The 26,307-nt window shown below is 69.9% G+C and carries 29 protein-coding genes; 21 read left to right on the top strand and 8 right to left on the bottom strand.

What is annotated here, in order from left to right; translation table 11 throughout:
- The first annotated feature begins 428 nt into the window (after positions 1-428).
- From A37W_RS0118120 to A37W_RS0118080, 9 genes are all read left to right on the top strand, one after another.
- Positions 429-1,736, top strand: coding sequence for an SDR family oxidoreductase (locus A37W_RS0118120; RefSeq protein ID WP_018304468.1), 1,308 nt, complete (start codon positions 429-431; stop codon positions 1,734-1,736).
- The gene (locus A37W_RS0118115; protein ID WP_018304467.1) at positions 1,733-2,209 is read left to right on the top strand and encodes a DUF2269 family protein; all 477 of its coding nucleotides are present in this window, start codon (positions 1,733-1,735) and stop codon (positions 2,207-2,209) included. The genes A37W_RS0118120 and A37W_RS0118115 overlap by 4 nt, the downstream gene beginning before the upstream one ends.
- A gap of 95 nt (positions 2,210-2,304) precedes the next feature.
- Positions 2,305-2,970: a monofunctional biosynthetic peptidoglycan transglycosylase gene (gene mtgA, locus A37W_RS0118110; protein ID WP_018304466.1), complete on the top strand. Its 666-nt coding sequence runs from the start codon at positions 2,305-2,307 to the stop codon at positions 2,968-2,970.
- 79 nt (positions 2,971-3,049) lie between these two features.
- Positions 3,050-3,715 (top strand): FtsZ-binding protein FzlA, encoded by a 666-nt coding sequence (gene fzlA, locus A37W_RS0118105; RefSeq protein ID WP_018304465.1) that lies wholly within the window; start codon positions 3,050-3,052, stop codon positions 3,713-3,715.
- A 309-nt stretch (positions 3,716-4,024) separates the two neighbouring features.
- The gene (queG, locus tag A37W_RS0118100; protein ID WP_018304464.1) at positions 4,025-5,071 is read left to right on the top strand and encodes a tRNA epoxyqueuosine(34) reductase QueG; all 1,047 of its coding nucleotides are present in this window, start codon (positions 4,025-4,027) and stop codon (positions 5,069-5,071) included.
- 47 nt (positions 5,072-5,118) lie between these two features.
- On the top strand, positions 5,119-6,303 hold the full coding sequence (locus A37W_RS0118095; RefSeq protein WP_018304463.1) for a PQQ-dependent sugar dehydrogenase: 1,185 nt from the start codon (positions 5,119-5,121) through the stop codon (positions 6,301-6,303).
- 47 nt (positions 6,304-6,350) lie between these two features.
- On the top strand, positions 6,351-7,271 hold the full coding sequence (locus A37W_RS22405; protein ID WP_047772171.1) for a phosphatase domain-containing protein: 921 nt from the start codon (positions 6,351-6,353) through the stop codon (positions 7,269-7,271).
- 64 nt (positions 7,272-7,335) lie between these two features.
- On the top strand, positions 7,336-7,509 hold the full coding sequence (locus A37W_RS24070; protein WP_018304461.1) for a hypothetical protein: 174 nt from the start codon (positions 7,336-7,338) through the stop codon (positions 7,507-7,509).
- A gap of 72 nt (positions 7,510-7,581) precedes the next feature.
- A complete protein-coding gene (locus A37W_RS0118080) occupies positions 7,582-8,505 on the top strand; it encodes a DMT family transporter (RefSeq protein ID WP_018304460.1) in 924 nt (307 codons plus the stop codon).
- A gap of 7 nt (positions 8,506-8,512) precedes the next feature.
- Here the strand turns inward: A37W_RS0118080 and A37W_RS0118075 are convergent, their stop codons facing one another.
- Both A37W_RS0118075 and A37W_RS0118070 read right to left on the bottom strand, forming a co-directional pair.
- A complete protein-coding gene (locus A37W_RS0118075) occupies positions 8,513-9,412 on the bottom strand; it encodes a formate/nitrite transporter family protein (RefSeq protein ID WP_018304459.1) in 900 nt (299 codons plus the stop codon).
- A 52-nt stretch (positions 9,413-9,464) separates the two neighbouring features.
- Positions 9,465-10,334, bottom strand: coding sequence for a branched-chain amino acid aminotransferase (locus tag A37W_RS0118070; protein WP_018304458.1), 870 nt, complete (start codon positions 10,332-10,334; stop codon positions 9,465-9,467).
- Between the two features lie 149 nt (positions 10,335-10,483).
- Between A37W_RS0118070 and A37W_RS0118065 the strand changes: the two genes are divergently transcribed.
- Both A37W_RS0118065 and A37W_RS0118060 read left to right on the top strand, forming a co-directional pair.
- Positions 10,484-10,993 (top strand): MarR family winged helix-turn-helix transcriptional regulator, encoded by a 510-nt coding sequence (locus A37W_RS0118065; protein ID WP_018304457.1) that lies wholly within the window; start codon positions 10,484-10,486, stop codon positions 10,991-10,993.
- The gene (locus A37W_RS0118060; RefSeq protein WP_018304456.1) at positions 10,993-11,703 is read left to right on the top strand and encodes a response regulator; all 711 of its coding nucleotides are present in this window, start codon (positions 10,993-10,995) and stop codon (positions 11,701-11,703) included. Before A37W_RS0118065 ends, A37W_RS0118060 begins: the two co-directional genes overlap by 1 nt.
- A gap of 7 nt (positions 11,704-11,710) precedes the next feature.
- On the opposite strand, the gene tspO is transcribed toward A37W_RS0118060, so the two are convergent.
- Complete coding sequence (gene tspO / locus A37W_RS0118055; protein ID WP_018304455.1) at positions 11,711-12,181, bottom strand: tryptophan-rich sensory protein TspO; 471 nt, start codon at positions 12,179-12,181, stop codon at positions 11,711-11,713.
- A 366-nt stretch (positions 12,182-12,547) separates the two neighbouring features.
- Complete coding sequence (locus A37W_RS0118050; protein WP_026198590.1) at positions 12,548-12,835, bottom strand: YggT family protein; 288 nt, start codon at positions 12,833-12,835, stop codon at positions 12,548-12,550.
- 158 nt (positions 12,836-12,993) lie between these two features.
- Between A37W_RS0118050 and A37W_RS0118045 the strand changes: the two genes are divergently transcribed.
- The 8 genes from A37W_RS0118045 to A37W_RS23900 all read left to right on the top strand — a co-directional run bounded on the left by A37W_RS0118045 (position 12,994) and on the right by A37W_RS23900 (position 19,440).
- Positions 12,994-13,551: an acyl-CoA thioesterase gene (locus A37W_RS0118045; protein ID WP_018304453.1), complete on the top strand. Its 558-nt coding sequence runs from the start codon at positions 12,994-12,996 to the stop codon at positions 13,549-13,551.
- Between the two features lie 61 nt (positions 13,552-13,612).
- Entirely contained in the window at positions 13,613-15,016 is a 1,404-nt protein-coding gene (locus A37W_RS0118040) for an MFS transporter (protein ID WP_018304452.1), read from the top strand.
- On the top strand, positions 14,980-15,921 hold the full coding sequence (gene mepA / locus A37W_RS0118035; RefSeq protein WP_018304451.1) for a penicillin-insensitive murein endopeptidase: 942 nt from the start codon (positions 14,980-14,982) through the stop codon (positions 15,919-15,921). The genes A37W_RS0118040 and mepA overlap by 37 nt, the downstream gene beginning before the upstream one ends.
- A 7-nt stretch (positions 15,922-15,928) precedes the next feature.
- Positions 15,929-16,786, top strand: a complete 858-nt coding sequence (locus A37W_RS0118030) for an esterase-like activity of phytase family protein (RefSeq protein WP_018304450.1) — start codon at positions 15,929-15,931, stop codon at positions 16,784-16,786.
- Positions 16,787-16,859: 73 nt separating this feature from the next.
- Positions 16,860-17,498, top strand: coding sequence for a queuosine precursor transporter (locus A37W_RS0118025; RefSeq protein WP_018304449.1), 639 nt, complete (start codon positions 16,860-16,862; stop codon positions 17,496-17,498).
- 282 nt (positions 17,499-17,780) lie between these two features.
- Positions 17,781-18,194, top strand: coding sequence for an alternative ribosome rescue aminoacyl-tRNA hydrolase ArfB (gene arfB, locus A37W_RS0118020; protein WP_018304448.1), 414 nt, complete (start codon positions 17,781-17,783; stop codon positions 18,192-18,194).
- Positions 18,195-18,259: 65 nt separating this feature from the next.
- Complete coding sequence (locus A37W_RS0118015) at positions 18,260-18,430, top strand: hypothetical protein (RefSeq protein ID WP_018304447.1); 171 nt, start codon at positions 18,260-18,262, stop codon at positions 18,428-18,430.
- Positions 18,431-18,531: 101 nt separating this feature from the next.
- Positions 18,532-19,440: a hypothetical protein gene (locus A37W_RS23900; protein ID WP_211206656.1), complete on the top strand. Its 909-nt coding sequence runs from the start codon at positions 18,532-18,534 to the stop codon at positions 19,438-19,440.
- 591 nt (positions 19,441-20,031) lie between these two features.
- On the opposite strand, the gene pncB is transcribed toward A37W_RS23900, so the two are convergent.
- The gene (gene pncB, locus A37W_RS0118010; RefSeq protein WP_018304446.1) at positions 20,032-21,324 is read right to left on the bottom strand and encodes a nicotinate phosphoribosyltransferase; all 1,293 of its coding nucleotides are present in this window, start codon (positions 21,322-21,324) and stop codon (positions 20,032-20,034) included.
- Between the two features lie 77 nt (positions 21,325-21,401).
- Positions 21,402-22,016 carry a bifunctional nicotinamidase/pyrazinamidase gene (gene pncA, locus A37W_RS0118005; protein WP_018304445.1) on the bottom strand — a complete coding sequence of 205 codons (615 nt, stop codon included), beginning with the start codon at positions 22,014-22,016 and terminating at the stop codon, positions 21,402-21,404.
- A 345-nt stretch (positions 22,017-22,361) separates the two neighbouring features.
- Between pncA and A37W_RS0117995 the strand changes: the two genes are divergently transcribed.
- A complete protein-coding gene (locus A37W_RS0117995; protein ID WP_018304443.1) occupies positions 22,362-23,129 on the top strand; it encodes a sulfite exporter TauE/SafE family protein in 768 nt (255 codons plus the stop codon).
- Here A37W_RS0117995 and hemN read toward each other — a convergent pair.
- Positions 23,126-24,481 (bottom strand): oxygen-independent coproporphyrinogen III oxidase, encoded by a 1,356-nt coding sequence (gene hemN / locus A37W_RS0117990; RefSeq protein ID WP_018304442.1) that lies wholly within the window; start codon positions 24,479-24,481, stop codon positions 23,126-23,128. The two genes, A37W_RS0117995 and hemN, sit on opposite strands and share 4 nt — an antisense overlap.
- Before the next feature lie 61 nt (positions 24,482-24,542).
- Here hemN and fnrL point away from each other — a divergent pair, with 61 nt between their 5' ends.
- Entirely contained in the window at positions 24,543-25,283 is a 741-nt protein-coding gene (fnrL, locus tag A37W_RS0117985; RefSeq protein WP_018304441.1) for a transcriptional regulator FnrL, read from the top strand.
- 15 nt (positions 25,284-25,298) lie between these two features.
- Here fnrL and A37W_RS0117980 read toward each other — a convergent pair whose 3' ends face one another.
- Complete coding sequence (locus A37W_RS0117980) at positions 25,299-26,141, bottom strand: universal stress protein (protein WP_018304440.1); 843 nt, start codon at positions 26,139-26,141, stop codon at positions 25,299-25,301.
- Positions 26,142-26,307 lie beyond the last annotated feature (166 nt).

Here is a 26,307-nt window from a genome sequence, read left to right as displayed (position 1 = left end):
CGTCGGGGCGTTCGACCGCGGCCAGACGCCGCCCTTGCGTTCGAGCATCGACTGCGGCTGGCGGGCCGAGCTGTCGCGCGACCTTTTGTCGGGGCCCCGGGTCAGGCCCGGGGCGGGTGTTCGGGGGTCCTGATGCGAGCTCCCGCCCCGGCCTGGAGCCGGGGCCTCCATCGGCAAACGCGACACCTGGCTGCTGCCGCCCCGGTCGCCGGCCGGAAGCCACGACCCCCCGTGCGGCGCGGTCGCAACATCCCCCGCGCCGGTTTCACCCCGCTGTCCCGCCCGCTTGCCCCGACGACTCGCGGCGCCGATGGTCGGGCGGGAGCAGGGCGTGCGCGGGCACAGGGCCCGGACCGCCGGCGGTCGCCGGACGCCCTGCTGACGGAGGGAGACGGCGGTGAGGGTTGCGGGGCCGCATCGGACATCGCATGGCTGACGGACGCCGGCGCGCGCTCGTCCTCGGCGGCTACGGGCTGATCGGCGCCGCCTGCCTTCGGCGCATGACGACAGCGGGCTGGCGTGTGACCGGCGTCGGACGGGACGCGGCCGCCGCCCGGCGGGTGGCGCCGGACGCCGACTGGGCGATCCGCGACCTCGCCGCGATGGGCGAGGCGGAGTGGCGGGCGCTGGTCGCGGGAGCGGACGTCGTGATCAATGCCTCGGGCGCGCTGCAGGACGGCGGCGGCGACGATCTGGGCGCGATCCACGAGCGGGCGGTGGTGCGGCTGGTGCGGGCGCTGGAGGGGTCGCGGACGCGGCTGGTGCAGATCTCGGCTGCCGGGGTGGCGCCGGACGCACCCACCGCCTTCTTCCGGACCAAGGCGCGGGGCGACGGGGCGATCCGCGCCTCCGGCCTCGACTGGGTGATCCTGCGGCCGACGCTGGTGATCGGCGCCGGCGCGTTCGGCGGCTCCGCGCTCCTGCGCGCGGCCGCGGCGCTGCCGGGCGTGGCGCCGCAGGTGCTGCCCGAGGCGATGATCCAGACCGTGGCGCTGGATGACGTCGCGGACGCGGTTCTCGCAGCGGCGGAGGGGGCGATCCCGGGCGGCACGGTCGCGGACCTGACCGAGGCGGAGGCGCGGAGCCTGCCGGAGACGGTCGCCGCCGTGCGGCACTGGCTGGGCCTGCCGCGGGCCCTGTGGGCGCCGCCGGTGCCGCCGGTGCTGCTGCGCGGCGCGGCGGCGGTGGCGGACGGGCTGGGGCGGCTCGGCTGGCGCTCGCCGCTGCGGTCGACGGCGATCCGGGCGCTGGCGGACGGCGTCCGCGGCGATCCGTCGGCCTGGGAGGCGGCGGGCGGCGCGCCGTGCCGGCCGCTGGAGCAGACGCTCGCGGCGATGCCGGCCGGCCTGCAGGAGCGGTGGTTCGCGAGGCTCTACCTGCTGTTCCCGCTGGCGGTGGCGACGCTCAGCGTGTTCTGGATCGCCTCGGGCCTGATAGGGCTGGCGCGAACCGGGGCGGCGGCGGAGGTGCTGACCTCGCGGGGCTGGAGCGACGCGGCGGCGCGCGTGGCGGTCTGGATCGGCGGCGTGGCGGATCTGGCGCTGGGACTCGCGATCCTGTGGCGGCCGCTGGTCCGGGCGGCGGCGCTGGGGATGGCGGCGCTGGCCGGCGGCTACCTCGTCGCCGCGACGCTGGCGGCGCCGGACCTGTGGGCCGACCCGATGGGGCCGCTGGTCAAGGTGATCCCGGGGCTGGTGCTCGCCCTCGTCGTCGCGGCGCTGACGGAGTCGCGATGACCGGCGACGTCCTTCTCTTCCTGCACGTGATCGGCGCCACGGTTCTGCTGGGGACGGGGGCGGGGATCGCGTTCTTCATGGTGATGTCGCACCGGAGCGGCGACCCGGCGCTGGTGGCGCATGTGGCCGGAATCGTGGTGATCGCCGACATGGTCTTCACCGCCACCGCGGCCGTGGCGCAGCCGGTGACGGGCGTTCTGCTCGCGCTCGACCGGGGATGGCGCCTGTCGGAGGGGTGGATCGTCCTGTCGCTCGTCCTCTACGTCGTGGTGGGGGCGTTCTGGCTGCCCGTCGTGTGGATGCAGGCGCGGATGCGCGACCTCGCCCGGGCGGCGCGGGACGCGGACGAACCGCTGCCGGGGGCGTATCACCGCCTGTACCGGGCCTGGTTCGCCTGCGGCTTTCCGGCGTTCTTCGCGGTGCTGGCGATCCTCTGGCTGATGCTGACGCGGCCGCTCCTCTGGGCGGGTTGACCGGCGCGCGGCGGGAGGGGTCTAAGGGCGGCATGGCACGGCGGGCGAGCAGGGCGGAGACGGAGCGACGGCGGGTCAGGCCGCTGCGCTGGCTGATGCGCTGTGTCCGCCGGCTGCTGCTGCTGGCCGTGGTGCTGGCGGCGGCGCTGATCGGCCTGTTCGCCGTCGTGAACCCGCCGGCGACGCCCTACATGCTGGCCGAGTACGGCCGATACGGGCCGCTGGACCGGACCTGGGTGCCGATGGAGGAGATCGCGCCGGTTATGGCGCGCTCTGTCGTCGCGGCGGAGGATGCGAACTTCTGCCTGCACTGGGGCTTCGACCTCGACGCGATCCGAGCGGCGATCGAGGCCGGCGGCCAGCGCGGCGCTTCCACGCTGAGCCAGCAGACGGTGAAGAACGTCTACCTGTGGCAGGGCCGCAGCTGGCTGCGCAAGGCGCTCGAGGCGGCGCTGACCCCGGCGGTGGAGCTGGTCTGGACGAAGCGGCGCATCCTCGAGGTCTACCTCAACGTCGCGGAGTTCGGCGAAGGGCTGTTCGGGGTCGAGGCGGCGGCGCAGCGCTACTACGGCATCCCGGCGTCGCAGCTGTCGCCGGACCAGGCCGCGCGGCTGGCGGCGCTCCTGCCGAACCCCAAGGAGCGCGATCCAGACGCGCTCGGCGACAGCCTGCGGCGGCGGGCGCGGGACATCGCGGGGGGCGCGGCGACCATCGCGGCGGACGGCCGGGCGGCATGTTTCGAGGGGGGCGGGCCGCTCTGACCCCCCGCCTCCCCGGGGGCAGTATTGAAAGGCGGGATGCCTTGCGGCATTGAGGGGCACACCTGACCCGGACCGTGCCATGTACCGCCTGTACCACTATCCGTTGTCCCCGTTCTCGCGGAAGGTCCGCCTGGTCCTCGGCGAGAAGCGGCTCGATACCGAGCTGGTGGAGGAGCGCTACTGGGAGCAGGACGCCGACTTTCTGCGCCGCAACCCCGCCGGCAAGGTGCCCGTGCTGCGGATCGGCGGGCGGTTCTATTCCGACAGCGGCGCGATCTGCGAGTATCTCGAGGAGGTGGCGCCGCAGCCCCCCCTGATGCCGCAGGGCGCCGAGGCCCGCTACGAGGTGCGGCGGCTGGTGGCGTGGTTCGACGACAAGTTCCACGCCGAGGTGACGGCCAAGCTGCTGGGCGAGCGGATCTTCCGCAAGGTGCAGGGCACCGGCTACCCGGATTCGGCGAACGTGAAGTCCGGGGCGCGGGCGATCAAGCACCACATCGACTACATGGCGTGGCTCCTGGACCAGCGGCGGTGGCTGGCGGGGAACGAGATGACGCTGGCGGACTTCGCCGCGGCGGCGCACCTGTCGTGCCTCGACTACATCTCGGACGTGGACTGGCACCGGTCGGACGTGGTCAAGGACTGGTACGCCAAGATCAAGTCGCGCCCGGCGTTCCGGTCGATCCTCGCGGACCAGATCCCGGGATTTCCGCAGCCGGCGCATTACGCGGATCTGGACTTCTGAAAGCGTCTTCACGGTGGCCCGGGGGCTGACTGGGGGCCTCGAAGAGCCGATGCACGAGATCTGCGCGGGGCCCCGGCTCGGGGGCCGGGGCGGGTGGTCCCGAGGACGGTCCCGCGCACGACAGCTTCGCAATCTGCCCTGCCGTTGCACAGGAGCATACCCGCCCCGGGCCCGACCCGGGGCCTCGCCCGGACAAGGCGGTGCGCGGGCCAAGTCGGGGTCCCGGGTCAGGCCCGGGACGGGCGAGGCTTGTGGCGCCGTCGTCGCGGCAGGGCTGCGCCGGGGCGGTGGGAGCGATAGGTTAGCCGCATGGACCGACACGCCCTCAAACAGGCGCTGGACGCCGAAGCCCGCGCGGCGGGCTTCGCGGCGATGGGCGTCTGCCGGCCGGATGCCGTGCCTCAGGCGGCGGGGCGGCTGGCGACCTTTCTCAAGGAGGGCCGGCACGGCGACATGTGCTGGATGGCAGAGCGCACCCACTGGCGTGGCGATCCCGCGGCGCTGTGGCCGCAGGCGCGGTCGGTCGTGATGCTGGCCGAGAGCTACGCGCCGGAGCACGATCCGCTGAACGTGCTGGACCGGCCGGATCGGGCGGCGATCAGCGTCTATGCCCACGGGCGGGACTACCACGACCTCGTCAAGAAGCGGCTGAAGCGGGTGGGGCGGTGGCTGCTGGAGCGCTGCCCGGGCGAGGAGATCAAGGTCTTCGTCGATACTGCCCCGGTGATGGAGAAGCCGCTGGCGCAGGCCGCCGGCCTCGGCTGGCAGGGCAAGCACACGAACCTGCTGGGGCGGGACTTCGGCAACTGGGTGTTCCTCGGCGCCATCTTCACGACCGTGGAGCTGCCCCCCGACCCGCCGGAGGCGGAGCATTGCGGGAGCTGCCGCAAGTGTCTCGACGTCTGCCCCACCGACGCCTTTCCCGCGCCGTTCCAGCTCGATGCGCGCCGCTGCATCTCGTACCTGACGATCGAGCATGCCGGCCCGATCCACGAGGAGTTCCGGCCGGCGCTGGGCAACCGCATCTACGGCTGCGACGACTGCCTCGCCGTCTGTCCGTGGAACAAGTTCGCCGTTCGTGCCGCCGACCAGCGCTACCTCGCGGAGGACGGGCCGCCCCGGCTGGCGGAGCTGGCGGCGCTGGACGACGCGGCGTTCCGGAAGCGGTTCTCGGGCAGCGCGGTGAAGCGGATCGGGCGGGACCGGTTCGTGCGGAACGTGCTCTACGCCATCGGTAACTCGGGAGACCCGCGGCTGGCGGACAGCGCGCGGGCGCTGGCGGACGATCCGGACCCGGCGGTCGCGGACGCGGCGCGCTGGGCGCTGTCACGTCTTCGCCAGCGGGGGGATACCTGACGCCGACCGGAGCATTCGCCATGTGACCACCCACATGGAGATGACAGATGACGAAGTTCGCACTCGCCGCCGCCACCGCCATGGTGCCCGCCCTCGCCGCCGCGCAGGTCGACCAGGGCCCCGCCAACGCCGACTTCGAGGCGGCGTTCGAGAACCAGACCCGCGCCCCCGCGCTGGACGACACCGCCGTGACGACCGAGACCTTCGTCGACGGCCTCGACCACCCGTGGGGCATCGCGCTGCTGCCGGGCGGCGACTACCTCGTGACCGAGCGGCCGGGCCAGCTGCGCATGGTCATGGCCGACGGGACGCTGTCCGAGCCGATCACGGGCGTGCCGGACGTGGACAACCGCGAGCAGGGCGGCCTTCTCGACGTTGCCGTGCGCGACGATTTCGCCGAGACGCGGCGTGTCTGGCTGACCTACGCCAAGAGCGTCGAGGGCGGCACCGCGACCGCCGCGGCGACAGGCACCCTCAGCGAGGACGGGACCGAGCTGACGGACGTGCAGGACATCTTCGTCCAGTCGCCGCCCGCCGACGCGCCGATGCACTATGGCAGCCGGATCGTGTTCGAGCCGGACAGCGACAACGCCTTCATCACCACGGGCGAGCACTTCACGCAGGTGAACCGCGAGCTGGCGCAGGACCTGGGGACGACCTACGGCAAGGTCATCCGGGTCGACGCCGTCGACGGCACGGCGCCCGAGGGCAACCCCTTCGTGGGTGAAGAGGGGGTCGATACGATCTGGTCCTACGGCCACCGGAACATCCAGGGCGCGGCCGTCGGGCCGGAAGGGCGCCTGTGGACGATCGAACACGGTCCCGCCGGCGGCGACGAGCTGAACCTCACCGAGGCGGGGGAGAACTACGGCTGGCCCGTCGTGTCCTACGGTGTCACCTACAGCGGCAACCCGGTCGGCTCGGGCGATGCCCGGCAGGAGGGATTCGCGGAGCCGGTCTACTACTGGGATCCGGTCATCGCGCCCGGCGGCATGATCTTCTACGATGGCGATGCGTTCGACGGCTGGGGGGGCGACATCCTCGCCTCCGGCCTGGTGAGTCAGAGCGTCGTTCGGCTGGAGCTGGAGGATGGACGGGTGACGGGCGAAGAGCGGATCGACGTGGGCGCGCGCGTGCGCGACGTCGAGCAGGCGCCGGACGGCACGCTGATCGTCGTGACCGACGAGGCGGCGCCGAACGGCGCCCTCGTGCGGATCTCGCCTGCCGGATGACGGCCGGCCGCCCCCAGCGCGGGCCGGGGGCGGCCCTTGAACGGCTCGTGGACCGCGGCATCGCGCGCTGGCACCGCCGGCACGGCCGCGACCCGGTCATCGACCCCCATGTCGGCTATGCCACCCCGGCCGCGCTTCACCTGCGCGGCCGCATCCTGTCGCGGGTGCCGCGAATCGATCCTGGCGTCCGCACGACGCTCGGCAACCTGCGGCAGATGGCGTCGCTCTTCGTCACCGACGAGGTCTCGGGCGTCGAGGTGACGGCGCCCGCATACGGCATCTCGACCCGATCCGACGCGGAGGGCTATTTCGCGCTGGAGGTGCCCCGCCCCGCCTCCTCCGGCTGGCACGAGGTCGAAGTGCGGGCCGGCGTGTCCGCTGTCACGATGCCGGCGCTCGTGCCGCGCGGGGACGCGACCCTGTGCATCGTCTCGGACATCGACGACACCGTGATCCGCACCGGCGCCTGGTCGCTGTGGCGCAATCTCGCGACCACCTTCACCGGCGGGCTGGCCTCCCGCGAGGTCTTCGCCGACGGCGTGGAGCTGCTGACGCGGCTGGAGGACGGAGGGCGCAATCCCGTCTTCTTCGTCAGTTCCAGCCCGTGGAACCTGCACGATTTCCTGTCGCGCCTCCTCGGCGCCGCCGGGGTGCCGAGGGGGCCGATGTTCCTGCGGGACTTCGGGCTGGCGCACCGGGCCGCAGGGCACGAGGGTCACAAGGGCCGCGCGATCGACACGATCCTCGCCGCGGTGCCGGACCTGCCGTTCGTGCTGATCGGCGATACCGGCCAGAGGGACGCCCACGTCTACCGGGCCGCGGCCGAGCGGCATCCGGGACGCGTCCGCGCGGTCATCCTGCGGCGGGCGGGGCGCGAGGCCGAAGCGGCGGAGGTCGCGGCGCTGCGCGCCATGGGCGTTCCGGTCGAGGTGGTGGCGGATTACGGCGCGGTCAGCTTCCCGGGTTGAAACGATGCGGCGCGGTGCCGACGTTATGGTAACGTTGATTCCCGTCATGCGAGGAGGACACGCCATGACAGACCAACAGACCCAGACCCCCGAGATCCGCACCCGCGAGTTCGTGCGGGTCGAGCGCGAGCAGGGCACCCATCCGGCGATCCGCGCACTGCACCGCAAGGCGCGGGAACAGCGGCGCGGCGCCGGGGTGAAGGAATACGCCCGCATCGAGCGCGGCCAGGAGGCCTGATTTTCCGCCTGCGGCGGCACCTGTCCGCCGCAGGCGCTTTCCGCCCGGCCCGGCGCCGCCTAGGGTCGGCGCATGAATCCCCTGCGCGGCATCATCCTCAAGATCCTGTCGGTCTGCATCTTCGTCGCGATGCAGTCCCTGATAAAGGTCACGCGCGAGCATGTGCCGCCGGGCGAGACGGTGTTCTTCCGCTCGTTCTTCGCGATTCCTGTCATCGTCGCGTGGCTTGCCTGGCGGGGCGAGCTGTCGAGCGGGCTGCGCACCTCGAACCCGATGGGCCACGTCTGGCGCGGCTTCGTCGGGACGCTGGCGATGGGGTCGGGCTTCGCCGGTCTCGGCCTGCTGCCGCTGCCCGAGGTGACGGCGATCGGCTACGCCGCGCCGCTCCTCGTCGTGATCTTCGCCGCGATGTTCCTGGGCGAGGAGGTACGGCTGTTCCGCCTGACCACCGTCGTCCTCGGCCTGATCGGGGTGCTGATCGTCCTGTCGCCGCGCCTGACCTCGACGGGCGGCGCGCTCGACCAGAGGGAGACTCTGGGCGCGGTGATCGTGCTGGCCGGGGCGGTGTTCGCGGCGCTGGCGCAGGTCTTCGTGCGGCGCATGGTGGCGACGGAATCGACGGCGGCGATCGTCTTCTGGTTCTCGGTGACCGCGTCGGTCCTGTCGCTGGTCACGCTCTACTGGGGCTGGGTCGTGCCGACGCCGGCCGAGACGGGGATGCTGATCCTCGCCGGCCTCGGCGGCGGGGTGGGGCAGATCCTGCTGACCTCGTCCTACCGGCAGGCGGACGCGTCGCTGATCGCCCCGTTCGAGTACGTCTCGATGCTGCTGGCCATCGCCGTCGGCTTCGCCGTGTTCGGCGAGGTGCCGACGGGGACGATGCTGCTGGGCGCGTCGATCGTCGTGTTCGCAGGCGTCCTCATCATCTGGCGCGAGCGGCAGCTGGGGCTGAAGCGGGCGCGCCAACGCAAGGCGATGCCGCCCTCGAACGGCTGACGGGCACTCAGCTCCGGGCGATCTCTTCCCGCACCTGCCCCCAGGCCATCGCGGTGAAGACGGCCGTGCCGCCGACGATGTTGCCGAGGAGAACGGGCAGGAAGAAGCCGAGGATCGCCGGACCGGCGTCGAGGTCGCCGGAGAAGACGACGTAGAACATCTCGACCGAGCCGGCGACGATGTGGGTGAAGTCGCCGGCCGCGATCAGCCAGGTGAAGGTGAGGATGATGAAGAACCCCTCGGCCCGCTGGCCGGCGGACATCATCCAGACCAGCGCCGCCATCAGCAGCCCCGCCGGGATCGCCTTGAAGAACCCGGCGACCGGGCCGAAGCCGGTGGCATGCAGCGACAGCGCGTGGATCGAGGCCTGCACCTCGGGCTGGATCGCCGGCGTCCAGTACAGGAACGACGCCGCGACGAGGCAGCCGGCGGTGTTGGCCGTCAGCACGATGCCCCACAAGCGCGCCGTCGCCAGCAGGCAGTTGAGGCTGCGCCGCGTCAGGACCGGCATGACGGTAGTGATCGTGTTCTCGGTGAAGAGCTGCAGCCGGCCCATGATGACCAGCATGAAGCCCAGGGAGTAGCCGAGATTCTCCAGCAGGTACGAGGCCGGCACGTCGGGCAGATAGGTCAGGAACAACGCCTCGCCGAGGACCGAGAAGGCGATGCAGACGCCCGCGGCAAGACCGGAGAAGATCAGGGACGAGCGCGGACGGGACAGCTCCTCCTCGCCCTCGCGCAGGACAACCTCGTAGACGAGGCGGGCGGACATGTGCGTCGCCTTCTCGACCGCCTCGTTCTCGACCTCGGCCCGCTGCTCGTCGGTGCGCGCCGCTGCGGCGCGCGAGGCCTTGGTGCGGGGGGCGTCGTCGGGGTCGGTCACGCGTGTCGGGTCGGTCGGATTCATGCCCCCACAGATGGGCCGACGCCGGCGGGTGGCAACGTCGGCCCGTCCTTCATCAGCTCCGCACCAGCGTCTCGTAGCTTTCGGCGATCTCGCGGGTCAGGGCGCCGACCTCGAAATTGTAGTCGCCGATCTGGCCGACGGGGGTGACCTCGGCGGCGGTGCCGGTGAGCCAGCACTGCTCGAACCCTTCCAGCTCCTCGGGCATGATGTGGCGCTCGTGCACCTTGATCTGGCGGTCCTGCAGCATGCCGACGACGGTCTGCCGGGTGATGCCGTTGAGGAAGCAGTCGGGAAGCGGCGTGTGCACCTCGCCGTCCTTGACGAAGAAGATGTTGGCGCCCGTCGCCTCGGCCACGTAGCCGCGGTAGTCGAACATCATCGCGTCCGAACAGCCCTTCGCCTCGGCGGCGTGCTTGGACATGGTGCAGATCATGTAGAGGCCGGCGGCCTTGGCGTGGCTGGGGATCGTCTCGGGCGAGGGGCGCCTCCACCTGGAGATGTCGAGCTTCGCGCCCTTCATCTTGGCGTCGCCGTAGTAGTTGCCCCACTCCCACCCCGCGATCGCGAGGCGGACGGGGTTGCGGGCGGCGCTGACGCCCATGTCGGGGCCGGCGCCGCGCCAGGCGATGGCGCGGACGTAGGCGTCGGTCCAGCCGTTCGCCTCCAGCATCTGGTACTTGGCGGCCTCGATCTCGTCGACGGTGTAGGGGATCTCGAAATCCAGCATCTCGGCCGAACGACGGAGCCGCTCGGAATGCTTGCGGCCCTCGAAGATTTTCCCGTTATAGCAGCGCTCGCCCTCGAACACGGACGAGGCGTAGTGCAGGGCGTGGGTCAGCAGGTGGACGTTGGCGTCCCGCCACTCCACCAGCTTGCCGTCCATCCAGATCCTGCCGTCGCGATCGTCGTAGGCACCCGCCATGATCTTTCCTTCCGGATTTCCGTTTGTTACCCGTTCGGGCCCGAAGCGGACAGAAAGTTGCTTCGGATCGGCCGACTCGCTAACAGTCGGCTGTGGTAATGTCAACAAGGCTGACGTATCTTGACGTCAGCACGGACGGGGAGAGCCCAGTGGCCGAAGGATCGGGACCGCCCGGGGGGCAGGCGCTGCTGTTCCTCACGGACGAGCAGCTGCGGACCGGGATTGAGGCGATGTTCTTCGCCTATCGCGGCTTCACCGCCGACCCCGACCGCATCCTCGCCGAAAAGGATTACGGGCGGGCGCACCACCGGGCGCTGCACTTCATCCATCGCTCGCACGGGACGACGGTGAACAACCTGCTGTCGATCCTGGGGGTGACGAAGCAGTCCCTCAATCGTGTGTTGCGCACGCTGATCGAGGACGGTCTCGTGGAGAGCAGGGTGGGGACCGTGGACAAGCGCGAGCGGCATCTCTTCCTGACCGAGACCGGCGCGGCGCTGGAGCGCGAGCTGTCGGACGCGCAGCGGGACCGGATGCGCGCCGCCTACCGCGCCGCGGGGCCGGCGGCGGTGGCAGGGTTCCGTCAGGTGCTGGAGGCGATGATGGACGAGGACATGCGACGTCACTACCTCGCACTTCGGGACCGGGAACGGGGCTGATGGGCGGCGGAGCGGCCGAGGCGGCGCATCTCCTCATCGTCGACGACGACGAGCGGATCCGCGGCCTTCTGCAGAAGTTCCTGATGCGGCACGGCTACCTCGTCACGGCCGCGCGGGACGCGGGCCATGCGCGGCGGCTGCTCGGGGGGCTGGACTTCGACCTGATGGTCCTCGACGTGATGATGCCGGGCGAGGACGGGATCAGCTTCTGCCGCAGCCTGCGCGCCAGCCGGGCGATGCCGGTGCTGCTGCTGACCGCGCGGGGCGAGACGGCGGACCGGATCGCGGGGCTGGAGGCGGGGGCCGACGACTACCTCGCCAAGCCGTTCGAGCCTAAGGAGCTGCTGCTGCGGATCAACGCGATCCTGCGGCGCACGCCCCCGCCCGAGCCGGCGGTGGCGACGCCCAAGGTGCTGACGCTGGGGCCGATCCGCTACGACACCGAGCGGGGCGAGATGTGGCAGGGCGACGACCTCGTCCGGCTCACCGCAACCGAGAGCCAGCTGATGCGCATCTTCGCCGGCCGGCCCGGCGCCGCCTTCAGCCGCGCCACCCTGGTCGAGGAGCTGGGGCGCGGCGGCGGGCAGGCGCAGGAGCGGGCGGTGGACGTGCAGATCACGCGCCTGCGCCGCAAGATCGAGGTCGATCCGCGCCAGCCCCGCTACCTGCAGACGGTACGGGGCGAGGGCTACATGCTGGCGCCGGACTGAGGGCGGGTCAGAGTCGAGAGGTGTCGAGGGGCTGGACGCCGGGGTTCAGACGCAGCACCGACCAGTTGAGCGCGCCCGCGGTGGTGACCCACGCGAGGTAGGGCACGAACATCAGGCCCGAGACCCAGTCGACCCGCCAGTGCGCGATCAGGCAGCCGAGGACGGCGAGCCACAGCAGCCCCATCACCACCATCGCCCACTGCATCCGCCGCAGCCCGAAGAACAGCGGCGTCCACAGCGCGTTGAGCGCGATCTGCAGCGCCCAGAAGGCCATCGCGGCGCCGCTGTCCGGCTCTCCCGCCACCCGCGCGCCGGCGATCGCCATCAGGACGTACAGCACGGTCCAGACGATGGGAAAGGCGGCGTTCGGCGGCACCCATGTCGGCTTCTGCAGCCGCTCGTACCAGGCGCCGGGCGGGAAGGCGGCCCCGGTGGCGCCGGCCGCGAGGGCGGCGACGAGGAAGATCAGGAACAGCATGGGGCGCCTCCGGCCTGGGACGAGCCGAGGGTAGCGCAGGACCCGGCGGGGGGCCACGGGGAGCGGATGGAGCCGATTGCCCCGCCCGGAATCAGCCGCTTCAGCGGCCCGGGCAGCGTCTGGCCGCCCCCCGGCCAGACGCTTCCTCGCCACCTGGAAGATTGTCGACGTCAGGCGGGGGTGGCGGGATCAAGCGCTTGTACCGCAAGGTCGGAGCGTCCGACCGCGGCCAGACGCTGCCCTCCGGTCGGGACTCCCGCCTCGTGGGCGGAGCGTCCCGCCGAAGGCTACCCGTCCCGGGCCTGACCCGGGACCCCCCGCCGGGACCCGCGAGGCCCCGGCTCGGGGGCCGGGGCGGGTGCTGACCTAGTAGAACAGCGCCACGTTGTTCCGCAGGACGATCTCGATGATGTAGATCCCGATCAGCGCCACCAGCGGGGCGAGGTCGAGGCCGCCCATCGGCGGAAGCAGGCGGCGGATCGGGCCGTAGACCGGCTCCAGCAGGCGGTTCAGGCCGGACCAGACCTGGTACACGAAGGGCTGCCGCACGTTCAGCACCTGAAAGCTGATGAGCCAGCTCATGATGAAGTGCGCGAAGATGAAGAACTTCGCCACCGAGAGCAGCAGCATCAGGATGTCGAACAGCGATTGCATGGCGGCCTTTCCCGTCTGGTCCGGGGTCAGGTAGTAATCCCTGCCGGTCAGCACAATCCTCCGCAGGACGCGGCGGTGCGGCTGCTGCCCCCGCGTCACGCTTGACGTTCGCGTCAAGCCGCGCCCACACCCGTGCCGCCACCGCCGAGGAGCCGCCCATGTACCCCGTTTTCCGCTTCGCCTGGCAGATGTGGAAGCACCGGCGCGACCCCCGGCTGTCGCTGCTCGAGACCCACGTCAGCCGGCACCGCTGCTGGCCCTGGGACCTCGACATCTGGATGGAGTTGAACAACGGCCGGACGCTGACGCTTTACGATCTCGGCCGGCTGCCGATGTCGATGCGCACGGGCATGATCGACGTGCTGAAGGAGAAGGGCTGGGGCATCACCATGGCGGGCGCGTCGCTGCGCTACCGCCGCCGGGTGACGGTGTTCGAGATGCTGACGATGAAGAGCCGCGGCCTCGGCTGGGACGACCGGTTCTTCTACGTCGAGCAGTCGATGTGGCGGGCGGACGGCGAGTGCACCAGCCATGCGCTCTTCCGCTCCGCCCTCGTCGGCGGCAAGGGGCGGGCGGGCATCGTCCCGCCGGCCGAGCTGGCGAAGGCGCTGGGCCACGACGGCCCCTCGCCCGAGTTGCCGGACTACGTGAAGGCCTGGATCGCCGCCGATGCCCACCGGCCCTGGCCGCCGATGCAGGACGCGCCCCCAGCGTAAGCGCCCTTGCGCCCCTCTCCCGCGTCGGGCCTTATCCGCCGCGGGGGACGAGGGGCAGGCGATGATCGACCGACGCAGGCGCATCTGGGGCTGGATGTTCTTCGACTGGGCGCAGCAGCCCTACGCGACGCTCGGCCTCACCTTCGTCTTCGGCCCCTACTTCGCCAGCGTGGCGGCGCAGTACTTCCTGGCCGGCGGCGCGTCGGACGGCGCGGCCCGGGCCGAGGCGCAGGGCCTGTGGTCGCTGGCGCAGACCTGCTCCGGCATCGTGATCGCGCTGGCGGGCCCGATCCTCGGCGCCTGGGCCGACAGTTCGGGCCGCAAGATGCCGTGGTTCTACCTGTTCACCGCGATCACCGTCGTCTGCGCCGCGAGCCTGTGGTGGCTGTATCCCGACGGGACGAACCTCTACCTCGTGCTCGTCCTGTTCTGGATCGGCTTCACCGCGTCCGAGAGCGCCTTCAACCTCGCCAACGCGATCCTGCCCTCGCTGGGCGATCCCAAGGACGTCGGCCGCATCTCGGGCGGGGCGACGGCGTTCGGCTACTGGGGCGGCGTGCTGTCGCTGGCGATCATGCTGGGCCTGTTCGTGGAGCAGGGGACGAGCGGCACGACGCTGCTGGGCAATCCGCCCGCGCTCGGCCTCGACGGCGAGGCGATGGAGGGGACGCGGCTGGTCGGCCCGTTCATCGCGGTCTGGTTCGCGCTGTTCATCATCCCGTTCCTGCGGGTGGACTTCGACGCGCCGCGGCGCGCGAGCCGGGCGCGCCCGCCGCTCCGGCAGGTGCTGGGCGAGCTGGGGCAGACCATCCGCGAGGTCGCGCGGCGCCGCTCGCTGTCGGCGTTTCTCGTGGGGTCGATGCTGTACCGGGACGCGCTGTCGGCGCTGTACTCCTTCGGCGGCATCTACGCGACGCTGGTGCTGGACTGGTCGGTCGTGGACGTCGGCGTCTTCGGCGTGATCGCGGCGGTGTCGGCCGCGGTCATGGCGTGGCTCGGCGGCATGGCGGACAAGCGGTTCGGGCCGAAACCGGTGCTGGTCGTCTGCTGCTGGGTGCTGATCGCGGTCTGCGTCGTCATCGTGTCGATGAGCCGCGAGCACCTGTTCTGGATCGCGCTGCCGATCTCGTCCACGGTGCCGGACGTCATCTTCTATGTCTGCGGCGCGATCATCGGCGGGGCGGGCGGGGTCCTCTACTCCGCCTCGCGCTCGCTCATGGTGCGTCATACCGACCCCGCGCGACCGGCCGAGGCGTTCGGGCTGTTCGCGCTGACCGGCCGGGTCACCGCGTTCCTCGCCCCGGCGCTGATCACCGTGTTCACGTATGCGACAGGATCGAACCAGCTGGGCTTCCTGCCCGTCATCGCGCTTTTCCTGATCGGCCTCGGTCTGCTAGGCTGGGTCAACAAAGACGGAGATCGAGCAGAATGGTCCGCGTCCTCGCCACCGCCCTCCTCGCCCTGACGCTCGCCGCCTGCGGGCCGGGCGAGCGCAGCAGCAACGCCGGCAGCGACATCCCGGGGGTCGAAGGGCCGCGGGCCGCGCTGTCGACCCAGAACCTCGCCGACACCCGCGTCGCCAAGGCCCTGTTCGGGGCGATGCGCACCGCCTCCGCCCAGGCGTCCGAGGTGTTCGGCTTCTACTCCCGCGGCTGCGCCGCCGGGAACATCCGGCTGGTCGAGACCGGGCCGACCTGGCAGGCGATGCGCCTGTCCCGGAACCGGAACTGGGGGCAGCCGATCATGATCGACTTCCTGCAGGACCTCAGCCGCTTCGCCGCGACCCAGCCGGGGTGGGAGGGGCTCTACATCGGCGACATCAGCCAGCCGCGGGGCGGGCCGATGCTGACCGGCCACGCAAGCCACCAGCTTGGCATCGACGCCGACATCTGGATGCTGCCGCCCTCGCGCCTGAACCTGACGGCGGCCGAGCGCGAGAACCTCTCCTCGATCCGCACCGACCGCACGCGCGGCGCCTACGTCAACGACGCCTGGACGCCGGCGCACATGGCGATCGTCCGGCGCGCGGCGCAGGACCCGCGGGTGCAGCGGATCTTCATCTTCCCCGGCGCCAAGGTCGCGATGTGCGACGCCGAGACGGGGGACCGGTCCTACCTGTCCAAGCTGCGGCTGCTGGCCAACCACAACTATCACTTCCACGTCCGCCTGCACTGCCCGCCCGGCAGCCCGAACTGCGAGCCGCAGGATCCGGTGCCGGCCGGCGACGGCTGCGACGAGGCGCGGCAGGCGGTGGCGAACATCCTGAACCCGCCGCCGCCGGACCCGAACTACGTCCCGCCGCCGCCGCGCGGCGAGGTGCGGATGTCCGACCTGCCGGGCCAGTGCCTGTCGGTGCTCACGAGCGACTGAGCCGTCCATGCGCGTCCGCTTCCCGATCGCCCTGGCCCTCTGGGCCGGGGTCGCCGTGGCTGGCGTGCTGCGGCAGGACAGCGTCGTCTGGACGATGGACGACCCCGGCTTCGGCGGCTTCTCGGCGATCCACGTCTTTCCCGGCGGCGAGCGGTTCGTCGCCGTCAGCGACCGCGCGATGATCGTCGAGGGGCAATTCCTGCGCGACGGGAACGGCGACATCACGGCGGTCGAGTCGAGGCACCCCGCGCCGCTGCCCGACGAGAACGGCGATCCGATCGAGGGGGTGCGCGCCGACAGCGAGGGCGTCGCCGTAGGGCCCGACGGCACGATCTACCTGTCCTTCGAGGGCGTGGCGCGACTGCGGGTCGAGGATGCGGGGGACGGACTGCCGCGCCGCCTGCCCCGGCACCCGGACTTCGCCACGTTGCAGAGCAACTCCGCCCTCGAGGCGCTGGCGATCGGCCCGGACGGCGCGCTCTACACCATCCCCGAGCGCTCGGGCCGCGCCGACCGGCCGTTCCCGGTCTACCGCCTGAAGGACGGCGCCTGGGACATCCCGTTCGAGCTGCCCCGCCGCGGGCCGTTCCTCGTTTCCGGCGCGGACATCGGTCCCGACGGACGGCTGTACGTGCTGGAGCGGGACTTCACCGGCATCGGCTTCCGCAGCCGCGTCCGGCGGTTCGATCTGGCCGGCGGGTCGGAGGAGACGCTGCTGGAGACGGGAACCGGCGTGCACGACAACCTGGAAGGGATCAGCGTCTGGCGGCAGGCGGACGGGCGCCTGCGGATGACGCTGATCTCGGACGACAACTTTCGCTGGTTCCAGGTGACCGAGATCGCGGAGTACGTGCTGGACGAGTGACGGCGCCGCGGGTAGAGGGGCGCGTCCCTGACGGGACCAAGTTTCTCCGCCACCTTGTCAAAACGGACCCCCGATGAAACTCCTCCCCGCCATCCTCGCCATGGCCGCGATCGTCGTGGCCTCGAACGTGCTCGTGCAGATGCTGCTGCTCGACGGGCTGCTCACCTGGGGCGCGTTCACCTATCCGTTCGCCTTCCTCGTCACCGACGTGACCAACCGCCTGTACGGCGCGCCGGCCGCGCGGCGGGTGGTGGTCGCGGGCTTCCTCACCGGGATCGTCTGCTCGCTGGTCGGCACGCAGGTCATGCTGGAGTTCGGGCCGGCCGTGACGCTGCGGGTCGCCGTCGCCTCGGGGCTCGCGTTCCTGGCGGCGCAACTGCTGGACGTGGCGGTGTTCAATCGCCTGCGGGCGGGGCGCTGGTGGCGGGCGCCGCTGGTGTCGACGCTGGTGTCGTCCACGGTCGACACGGCGATCTTCTTCTCGGTGGCCTTCTCGGCCGCGCTGGCGGGGGCGTTCCCGGCCGGAGCCAACGCGGCGGTGGAGTGGGCGCAGGGCCCGGCGCCGTTCCTGACCGCGGGGCCCGAGGCGCCGCTGTGGCTGTCGCTCGCCGTGGCGGACTGGGGGGTGAAGCTGGCCCTCGCGCTGGTCGCGCTGGTGCCGTTCCGCCTGATCGTTGGGCGGCTCTTGCACGCCCGCGCGGCGATTGACTAGGGCTTGGGGAAATTCATTTGACTTACACAATTCCTGTGCAAGGTTTGGTCTCAGGCGAAACCCACAGAAAGGAGGTGATCCAGTGTCGAGAAAGGTATTGGAGAAGTGTGTCGGGACAGCTTGGGAGGTTCGTTCCTGAGGCAGCCCTCGGGGATGACGACCCCAGGTGGATGCGTCTAACCGACCCCACCTCCTGAACTTTCGAAGGGCCGCCTCCATCGCCGGGGGCGGCCCTTTTCGATTCCCGTCCCGGCCCTATGGTGCGCCCGACAGGAGGCGCCGATGGGCCTGAGGATTTCCGACGAGATCGAGCTGCAGGACTGGGAGATGGTCGAGACGTTCGTCCGCGCCTCCGGTCCCGGCGGGCAGAACGTGAACAAGGTCTCGACCGCGGTGGAGCTGCGCTTCGAGGCCGAGCGCTCGCCGTCGCTGCCCGACCCGGTGAAGCGGCGGCTGCGGCGGATCGCCGGCCGCCGCTGGACCAAGGAGGGCGCGCTGGTGATCCAGGTCTCCGAGGAGCGCTCGCAGGGGCGCAACCGCGCGGTGGCGCGGGAGCGGCTGGCGGAGCTGGTGAAGCGTGCGCTGGTCCCGCCCAAGCGCCGGGTGCCGACGAAGGTGCCCTACGGCCAGAAGAAGCGCCGGCTGGAGGACAAGCGCAAGCGCGGCGAGGTGAAGTCCCTGCGCAAGGACCCGTGAGGCGGGTGCAACCCGCCGCCGCCTCGCGGGTTGTCGCCACGACCCCAACCGACGGAGCCCCCGCCATGGCCGACAAGCCGCCCCCGCCCAGCCCGAAGAACCCTCGCTACTGGGCCTACGCCCTGATCCCGCTGGCCTTCCTCGTCCTCGTCGCCGCCCTGCTGCTGGGCGGAGAGGCGGTGCAGGAGACGACGGACAGCGGGATGGACGATGGGGTGGAGGAGGCGGTGGAGTAGATCAGACTGATTCTGCTAGGCACTATGTTCGTCGGTCAATTGGAGCTATGGTCGGCTAGCTGAAGTCTGCCGATGGTATAGCTGTGCGCAATCAAAACGAAATGTTTGTCTATGAGGCGTCGATCCGCCTCCATACTTTCTACAACTACTTTCCTGAGGACGTGCCTACCGCTAAGGAAGCCTTCGAACGTTTGAATGGAGCGTTCACTAAGGGTGATCTGCTTCCGGTGAAACAGGGTCTGTCCGAGCTTAGAATTGCAGAATTTGAAATTGTAAATAGCTATGCAAAAATTTTGTTTCATCTTTCTAATCCGCTCATCCCCGATGCCGATCTGCGCAACGGTCGGACAAACAAAATCCGAACAGCCCGTCGCGGGAAGGATGAAACGCCGGTTGTCTCCGCGCATTTTATCGTGAATTTCGCAGCCACTGGTGATGGCAAACGTATTTACCCAGCGGTTTTGGAGGAAACGGAGCGCCTCTCGCGTAGCGCCGTCGTCTCTCTGCTGAATCTGTACCTTGACTCTCAATATCGCGAGCAGCGGAAAAATAAGAAAGGGCAAAAAAAGAACTACTCTGTTCGTCTTGCGTTTATTGCCCCGGTCGACCAGACGATAGGCCATCTGCTTGAGCATGGAGGCAAGTTGAAAGAAGTTAAAATCGTCAGAGAGTCGATGGCAAAAGTAACGCATGGAGATAAGTCGTATCCGATTATAAAGGCCCAAGATGTTAGGTTGAAGACGAAGGATGAGCCGACAGGAAACAAGGCGAAGAATATTCTTCAAAGGATATGGGATGATGAAGACCGAGCTGTAAAGAGCTTCAAGGTTCTGGTGGGTGATCCAGAAAATGAATCTACGAAAACGGTCGATGTAGACCTTCAGAGCAACTCGATTCTCGAAAACGCATTTATCAAAAAGACGCTCCTCAGTGGCTTCAAGACTCCGCTAAGGCAATGCGAAGATGCTTTCAGGGCAGATGTCTTTGTTAAAATCAGAGATCTCGTGTGATGTTCAGTTGGTTTGAGCGCTCAATATTCCTCAGGCCGCTAAATTTTCTCAGAGTTAGGCATCCTCACGATAGCTTTTACAATTGGACCTTGCCTACTCTACTAGCATGCGCGTCTCAGCTACTTCTCTATTCGCTAGACTACAATAGTGCCGCAATATTTGTGAGGAGCTCTGTCGAAGCCCTCATAAGTCTGCTTTCGGTTTTTGTGCCGTTCTACGTCGCCAGCTTAGCGGCAGTCGCTACCTTCAACGGTCCAGAGAAGTTCGACGATCCCTTCGAGATGCAAACCCCCGTCACACTAGAAATTACAGGAGAATTTGGGGGCAGCAGAACTTTGCACATTTCCCCGCGATATTTCCTATGTTTACTTTTTGGATACAATGCCATAATCTCAATATTACTTCTTCTGAGCTGCGTCGTCCTTTCAACGTACTTTGAGGTAGTCTCTGAGACAAACGTGCCGGCAGTCTGGTCGTTCACGCTTGCTTGGCTCCCGCTGCAGATCATGTTTTTTCAAACAAGCGTTTTTCTATTGATGGCGATTTACTACCTTGCTGATTACGTCCACAGGCTAAGATATAGAAGCTGAATCACACCACCACATCCCGCTCCACCTGCTCCCCCACCCCGAACACCCTCTTGTACCGGGCGATCTCCCCCTCCGGCCCCATCGCCTTCCTCGGGTTGTCCGACAGCTTCACCGTCGGCCGCCCCTCCGCCGCCACGGCCTTGCAGACCAGGGAGAACGGCGCCAGCCTATCCCCCTCCGTCAGGCCGATGAAGTCGTTCGTCAGCATCGTGCCCCAGCCGAAGGACACCCGCACCCGGCCGCGGAAGCGGGCGGAGAGGTCCTCGATCCTGCCGACGTCCAGCCCGTCGGAGAAGATCACCAGCTTCTCCCGCGGGTCCTCGCCGCGCGACTTCCACCAGGCGATGGCGGTCTCGGCGCCCTCGGCGGGGTCGCCGGAATCGATGCGGATGCCGGTCCACTGGGTCAGCCAGTCGGGGGCGTTCCGCAGGAAGCCGGCCGTGCCGTAGGTGTCGGGCAGGATGATGCGCAGGTTGCCGTCATGCTCCTCGTGCCAGTCGGAGAGGACGTCGTAGGGGGCCTTCGCCAAAGCCGCGTCGTCGTCGGCGAGGGCGGCGTAGACCATCGGCAGCTCGTGCGCGTTGGTGCCGATCGCCTCGAGGTCGCGGTTCTTGGCGATCAGGCAGTTGGAGGTGCCGGTGAAGGCGTCGCCCAGCCCCTCCTGCAGGGCCTGCACGCACCAGTCCTGCCACAGGAACGAGTGCCGGCGACGGGTGCCGAAGTCGGCGAGCTTGAGGCCCGGGATGCGTTTCAGGCGCTCCACCTTCTCCCACAGCTTGGTCATCGCCTGGGCGTAGAGGATCTGCAGCTCGAACCGGCCCATGTCGCGCAGGACGGCGCGGCCGCGCAGCTCCATCAGGACGGCGAGGGCCGGGATCTCCCACAGCATGACCTCGGGCCAGGGGCCTTCGAACGTCAGCTCGTACTGCCCGTCGCGCTTGTCCAGGTGGTAGGGCGGCAGGCGGAAATGCTCGAACCAGTCCATGAAGTCCGGGGTGAACATCTGGCGCTTGCCGTAGAAGGTGTTGCCGCGCAGCCAGGTGGACTCGCCCCGGGAGAGCGAGAGCGAGCGGATGTGGTCCAGCTGCTCGCGCAGCTCCACCTCGTCGACGAGGTCGGCGAGGCGGACGGACTTGGTGCGGTTGATGAGGGAGAAGGTGACGCGCGTGTCCCGGTGGTTGCGGAACACCGACTGGCACATCAGCAGCTTGTAGAAGTCCGTGTCGATCAGGCTGCGGACGATCGGGTCGATCTTCCACTTGTGGTTCCAGACACGGGTGGCGATGTCGACCATGGGCGGCCCTCCCTCGGGCACTGGATAACGTCAGACGGGCGGGCGTTTGTCCAGCCGGGGGCGCTGCGACCCCCGCCTCAGATCAAAGAGACTCCGGCGGCCTTCATGCCTTCGGTCGCCTCGGCGAGGGAGCCGTTCAGGTCGATGGCGCGGCTGAGGTCGGTGCGGACCTCCGTGGCGAAGCCCAGCCGCGCCGCATCGACGGCCGAGAAGTTCACGCAGTAGTCGAGGGCGAGGCCAACCAGCGTCAGCCGCTCGATCCCGCGGCTGCGGAGGTAGCCGTCGAGGCCGGTGGACGTCTCGTGGTCGTTCTCGAAGAAGGCGGAATAGCTGTCGATGGCGGGGTTGAAGCCCTTGCGGACGATCAGGTCGCCGTCCGTCCGCAGGTCGGGGTGGAACATCGCGCCGACGGACCCCTGGATGCAGTGGTCGGGCCACAGGACCTGCGGGCCATAGGGCATCTCGGTCATGGAATAGGGCTCCGCCCCGTCGTGCGAGGAGGCGAAGGAGGAGTGGCCGGCCGGGTGCCAGTCCTGCGTCAGGAGGACCGTCTCGAACTCGTCCATCAGGGCGTTGATGCCGGGGACGATGGCGTCGCCGTCCGCAACCGCCAGCGCGCCGCCGGGGCAGAAGTCGTTCTGGACGTCGATCACGAGCAGGGCGTGGGAGCGGGGGTGCAATATGGTCTCCATTCGATCTTCAGATGCTCTTGCTACGGATTACCATCTTCACGCGGCCGCATCGGGAACAGGTGTCCGACGTTCTCTCGAACCCGCGCATCAAGGCGAGCTCACGCGTCTTGTGGTTCGCGTGCTGCCTCACCGAAAGCTCCAGCCCCTCCGCTATGCAGTCGTCGCAGAGTGGCCGGGGCCGATGCCTGATGATGTAGTCCCTCACGTCGTCCAGGACCGTCATGCTGTCCCCCAAGTGCGGCGGCGGTCGTCGTTGCCAAACACTAGTTGATCGCACCCACCCGCGAAAGGTCAGGGACTGAACAGCGCTTGACACTCCCCCGCCGCGGGCCGACCGATGCGCCCATGGCCGGTCTCGTCTTCGACACCCCCGCGGCGGTGGCCGTCGCGCTGATCGCGGTGATCCTGGTGGGGCTGTCCAAGGGCGGGCTCGGCGGGGCGATGGCGCTGCTCGGCGTGCCGATCATGGCGCTGGTGATCCCGCCGGTGCAGGCGGCGGGGATCCTGCTGCCGATCCTCATCGCCATGGACGCGGTGTCCCTGTGGAGCTGGCGGGGCTGGTGGGACCGGCGGACGCTGGTCCTGATGCTGCCATGGGCAGTGGTCGGGATCGCGGTCGGCTGGGCGACGGCGGCGCTGGTGTCGGACGGCGCGGTGCGGCTGATCGTCGGCACGATCGGCCTGCTGTTCGTGGCGCGCTGGGTGTGGCTGACGCTGGGCCGCAAGGCGTCCCCGCACGGCCACCGGCCGGCGCTGGCGGCGCTGTGGGCGTCGGTCGCGGGCTATACCAGCTTCGTCGCGCATGCGGGCGGGCCGCCCTACCAAGTCTACACGATGCCGCTGCGCATGGATCCCAAGGTCTATACCGGGACGTCCGTGGTGTTCTTCGCGGTGGTGAACGTGGTCAAGCTGGTGCCCTACGCCGCGCTGGGACAGCTGGCGGCGGACAACCTCGTCACCTCGGCCGCGCTGATGCCGGTGGCGGCGCTCGCGACGCTGGCCGGGGCGTGGCTCGTGCGGCGGATGAAGGCCGAGGTGTTCTATCCCTTCATGTACGCGATGGTGACGCTGGTGGCGGGCAAGCTGGTCTGGGACGGGATCGCCGCGCTCTAGAGAGCGCGGCTGTGCCGGCCCTCGGGCACGGCGTAGGCGTCGAGCTCGAACGCCGCGAGGCGGGCGATCAGCGCGGCGGGGCCGGTGAGGCGCAGGAGGCCCTCGCGCTCGTCGATGTGGTCGCGGAAGCGGCGGCGCAGTCCGGCGCACAGCGCGTCCACCTCGGGATAGGGCCGGCCGAGATCGCGGGCGATGGCCGGCAGGTCGAGGGCGAAGTCGCACATGAGGTCCGAGATCATCCGCGCCCGCAGCCGGTCGTCCGCAGTCAGCGCATGGCCGCGTTCGGTGGCCAGCAGGCCCGCGTCGATCGCCGCGGCGTGGCGGGACGAGACCGAGGCGTTCTGCGCGTAGCCCTGCGGCAGGCGCGAGATCGCCGAGGCGCCGATGCCGATGAGCGCGGGCGTGGCGTCGTCGGTGTAGCCCTGGAAGTTGCGGTGCAGCCGCCCCTCGCGGGCGGCCACGGCGAGGCCGTCTCCCGGCCTCGCGAAGTGGTCGATGCCGACGCCCTCGTAACCGTCGGCGCGGAACATGGCGTCGGCGGTGCGGAACAGCGTCAGCCGCGCCTCGGCGTCCGGCAGGCGGTCGGCCGGGATCATCACCTGCCGCTTGGCCATCCACGGCACGTGCGCATAGCCGTAGAGGGCGACGCGGTCCGGCTCCAGCGACAGGACCTTGTGCACCGTCTCGGCCATGCGGGCGCGGTCCTGCCCCGGCAGGCCGTAGAGGAGGTCCATGTTCAGGCTGTCCACCCCGGCCGCGCGCAGCATCCGGACCACGTCGCGGGTGGCGGCGAAGGTCTGGGCGCGACCGATCGCCTGCTGCACCTCGGGATCGAAATCCTGCACGCCGATCGAGGCGCGGGTCATGCCGATGCCGGCGAGCGCGTCGATGCGGGCGGCGTCCACCTCGGTCGGGTCGATCTCGACGGAGACGCGGATGTCCTCGCGCCACGCGCGAAACCGCTTCAGCGCCGCGCCGAGTCGGCGGATCAGGACGGGCGGCAGGATCGTGGGCGTGCCGCCGCCGAGGTGGATGTGCGACAGCGTGACGTCCGCGGGAAGGTGGCGCGAGACGATGTCGAGTTCGCGCTCCAGCCGTTCCACATAGGGGCCGAGGGGGCGGTCGCTTGACGTGCCCTGGGTCCGGCAGGCGCAGAACCAGCAGAGGCGCCGGCAGTAGGGAACGTGCAGGTACAGCGAGACCGCGCTGCCGGAGGGGATCCCGGAGAGCCAGCAGGCCATCGTGTCCGGGCCGACGTCGGGGCGGAAGTGGTTCGCGGGCGGATAGCTGGTGTAGCGCGGAACCCGCGCGTCGAACAGGCCGAGCGCCCGCAGCTCCTCAGTGGTCGGCATTGCAAGTCTCCGGCAGATATGAGTTACGGTGGGTCCGCCCACGACCGCGCTGGAGGACAGCATGGACGTCCCTCTCCTCGCCGACCAGAAGTGCAGCGAGTGCCCGATCCGGCACCGCGCCGTCTGCGCGCGCTGCGATTCGGACGAGCTCGTCCAGCTGGACGCGATGAAATACTACCGGACCTACGAGGTCGGTCAGACGATCACCTGGGCCGGCGACGAGATGGGTTTCGTGGGGTCGGTGGTGCGCGGGGTCGCGACGCTGTCCAACACGCTGGAGGACGGGCGGACGCAGATGGTCGGCCTTCTGCTGCCGTCGGATTTCGTCGGCCGGCCCGGACGGTCGACCTCGCCCTACGACATCACCGCGGTCAGCGAGGTCACGCTCTGCTGCTTTCGCCGCGGCCCGTTCGAGCGGCTGATGGCGACGACGCCGCACATCGGCGAGCGGCTGCTCGACATGACGCTGGACGAGCTGGACGCCGCGCGGGAGTGGATGCTGGTCCTCGGCCGCAAGACGGCCCGCGAGAAGATCGCGAGCCTGCTGACGATCATCGCACGGCGCGAGGCGGCGATCGGCATGCTGCCGGTCACCGGCGAGGTGACGGTGACGCTGCCGCTGACCCGCGAGGCGATGGCCGACTACCTCGGCCTCACGCTCGAGACGGTCAGCCGGCAGATCTCGGCGCTGAAGCGGGACGGCGTGATCCGTCTCGAGGGGCAGCGCCGGATCGTCGTGCCGGACATCCACGCGCTGATCGCCGAGGCCGGCGACGACGTGGATGGCGGGATGATCGCCTGAGGGCATCGCGTCGGCCTAGCGCGACAGGATCAGCGGCAGGTCCGGCGCCCGCAGCAGGTCGCGGGTGACGCCGCCGAACATGTGCTCGCGCAGGCGGGAGTGGCCGTAGCCGCCCATCACCACCGCCGCCGCACCCTTGTCCTGCGCGAAGCGGCGGATCACGTCGGAGACGGAGGGCATGGTGCGGGCGAGGATCGACACCTCGGCGGTGACGCCGTGCCGTGCCAGCATGAGGCACAGCTGGCCGCCCGGGTCCGACCGCTCCGGCGAATGGGCGGGCGGGTCCACCATGACGATGTGCACGCAGCGCGCGGCCTGCAGCCACGGCAGCGCCGCGCGGGCGGCGGCGAGGGCCTCGTCGCTCTCGTTCCAGGCCAGGACGATGTCGCTGCCGACCAGCGGCTTGGGCAGGCCACCGTCCGGCACGACGAGGATGGGCGCGCCGGCGCGAAAGAGCGCGGCTTCGAGGATCGTGACGTGGGTCGGCCGCGCGGTGGGCCCGTAGGGCCGGGCGGCGACGATGAGGTCGGAGTAGCGGGACGATCGGGCGATCAGCCCGTCGATCCCGGCCGGCGGCGCGACCGCCGGCTCCACGGCGTAACCGGCGAGGCCGGCAGGCAGCCGCGTCTCGACCCAGGCGGCGAGCTCGGTCGCACGCTCGCGGGCCTCGGCCGCGGTGACGTCGACGACCATCGCGACGCCGCCGACAACCAGCGAGTCGGCCACGGCGTGGTCGATGCCGACGCAGGCGACCTCCAGATGCGCACCCGTCGCGAGCGCCAGGTCGGCGGCGGCGGACAGGGCGGCGCCGTCGATCCGGTCGTCGGCGACGATGATGCTGACGGTCTTGCAGGACATGGGTTGCTCCTTCTCGGGCTCGCGGGACCGGATGGCCCCCGATCGTCGTAGCAGGCCGCCGCGCCGCGACCTTTGACCTGGATCAAGGAAGCCTTCACCCGCCGCCGGCAGAACGGCCCCGTCAAAGCCCGCCCACGAGTCGCGCCCGAACGGCGTGTGCGGGGCG

It is taken from the genome of Wenxinia marina DSM 24838, from assembly GCF_000379485.1.
GTDB classification, from domain to species: domain Bacteria; phylum Pseudomonadota; class Alphaproteobacteria; order Rhodobacterales; family Rhodobacteraceae; genus Wenxinia; species Wenxinia marina.
This window is presented reverse-complemented; position numbering and strand designations above follow the sequence as displayed.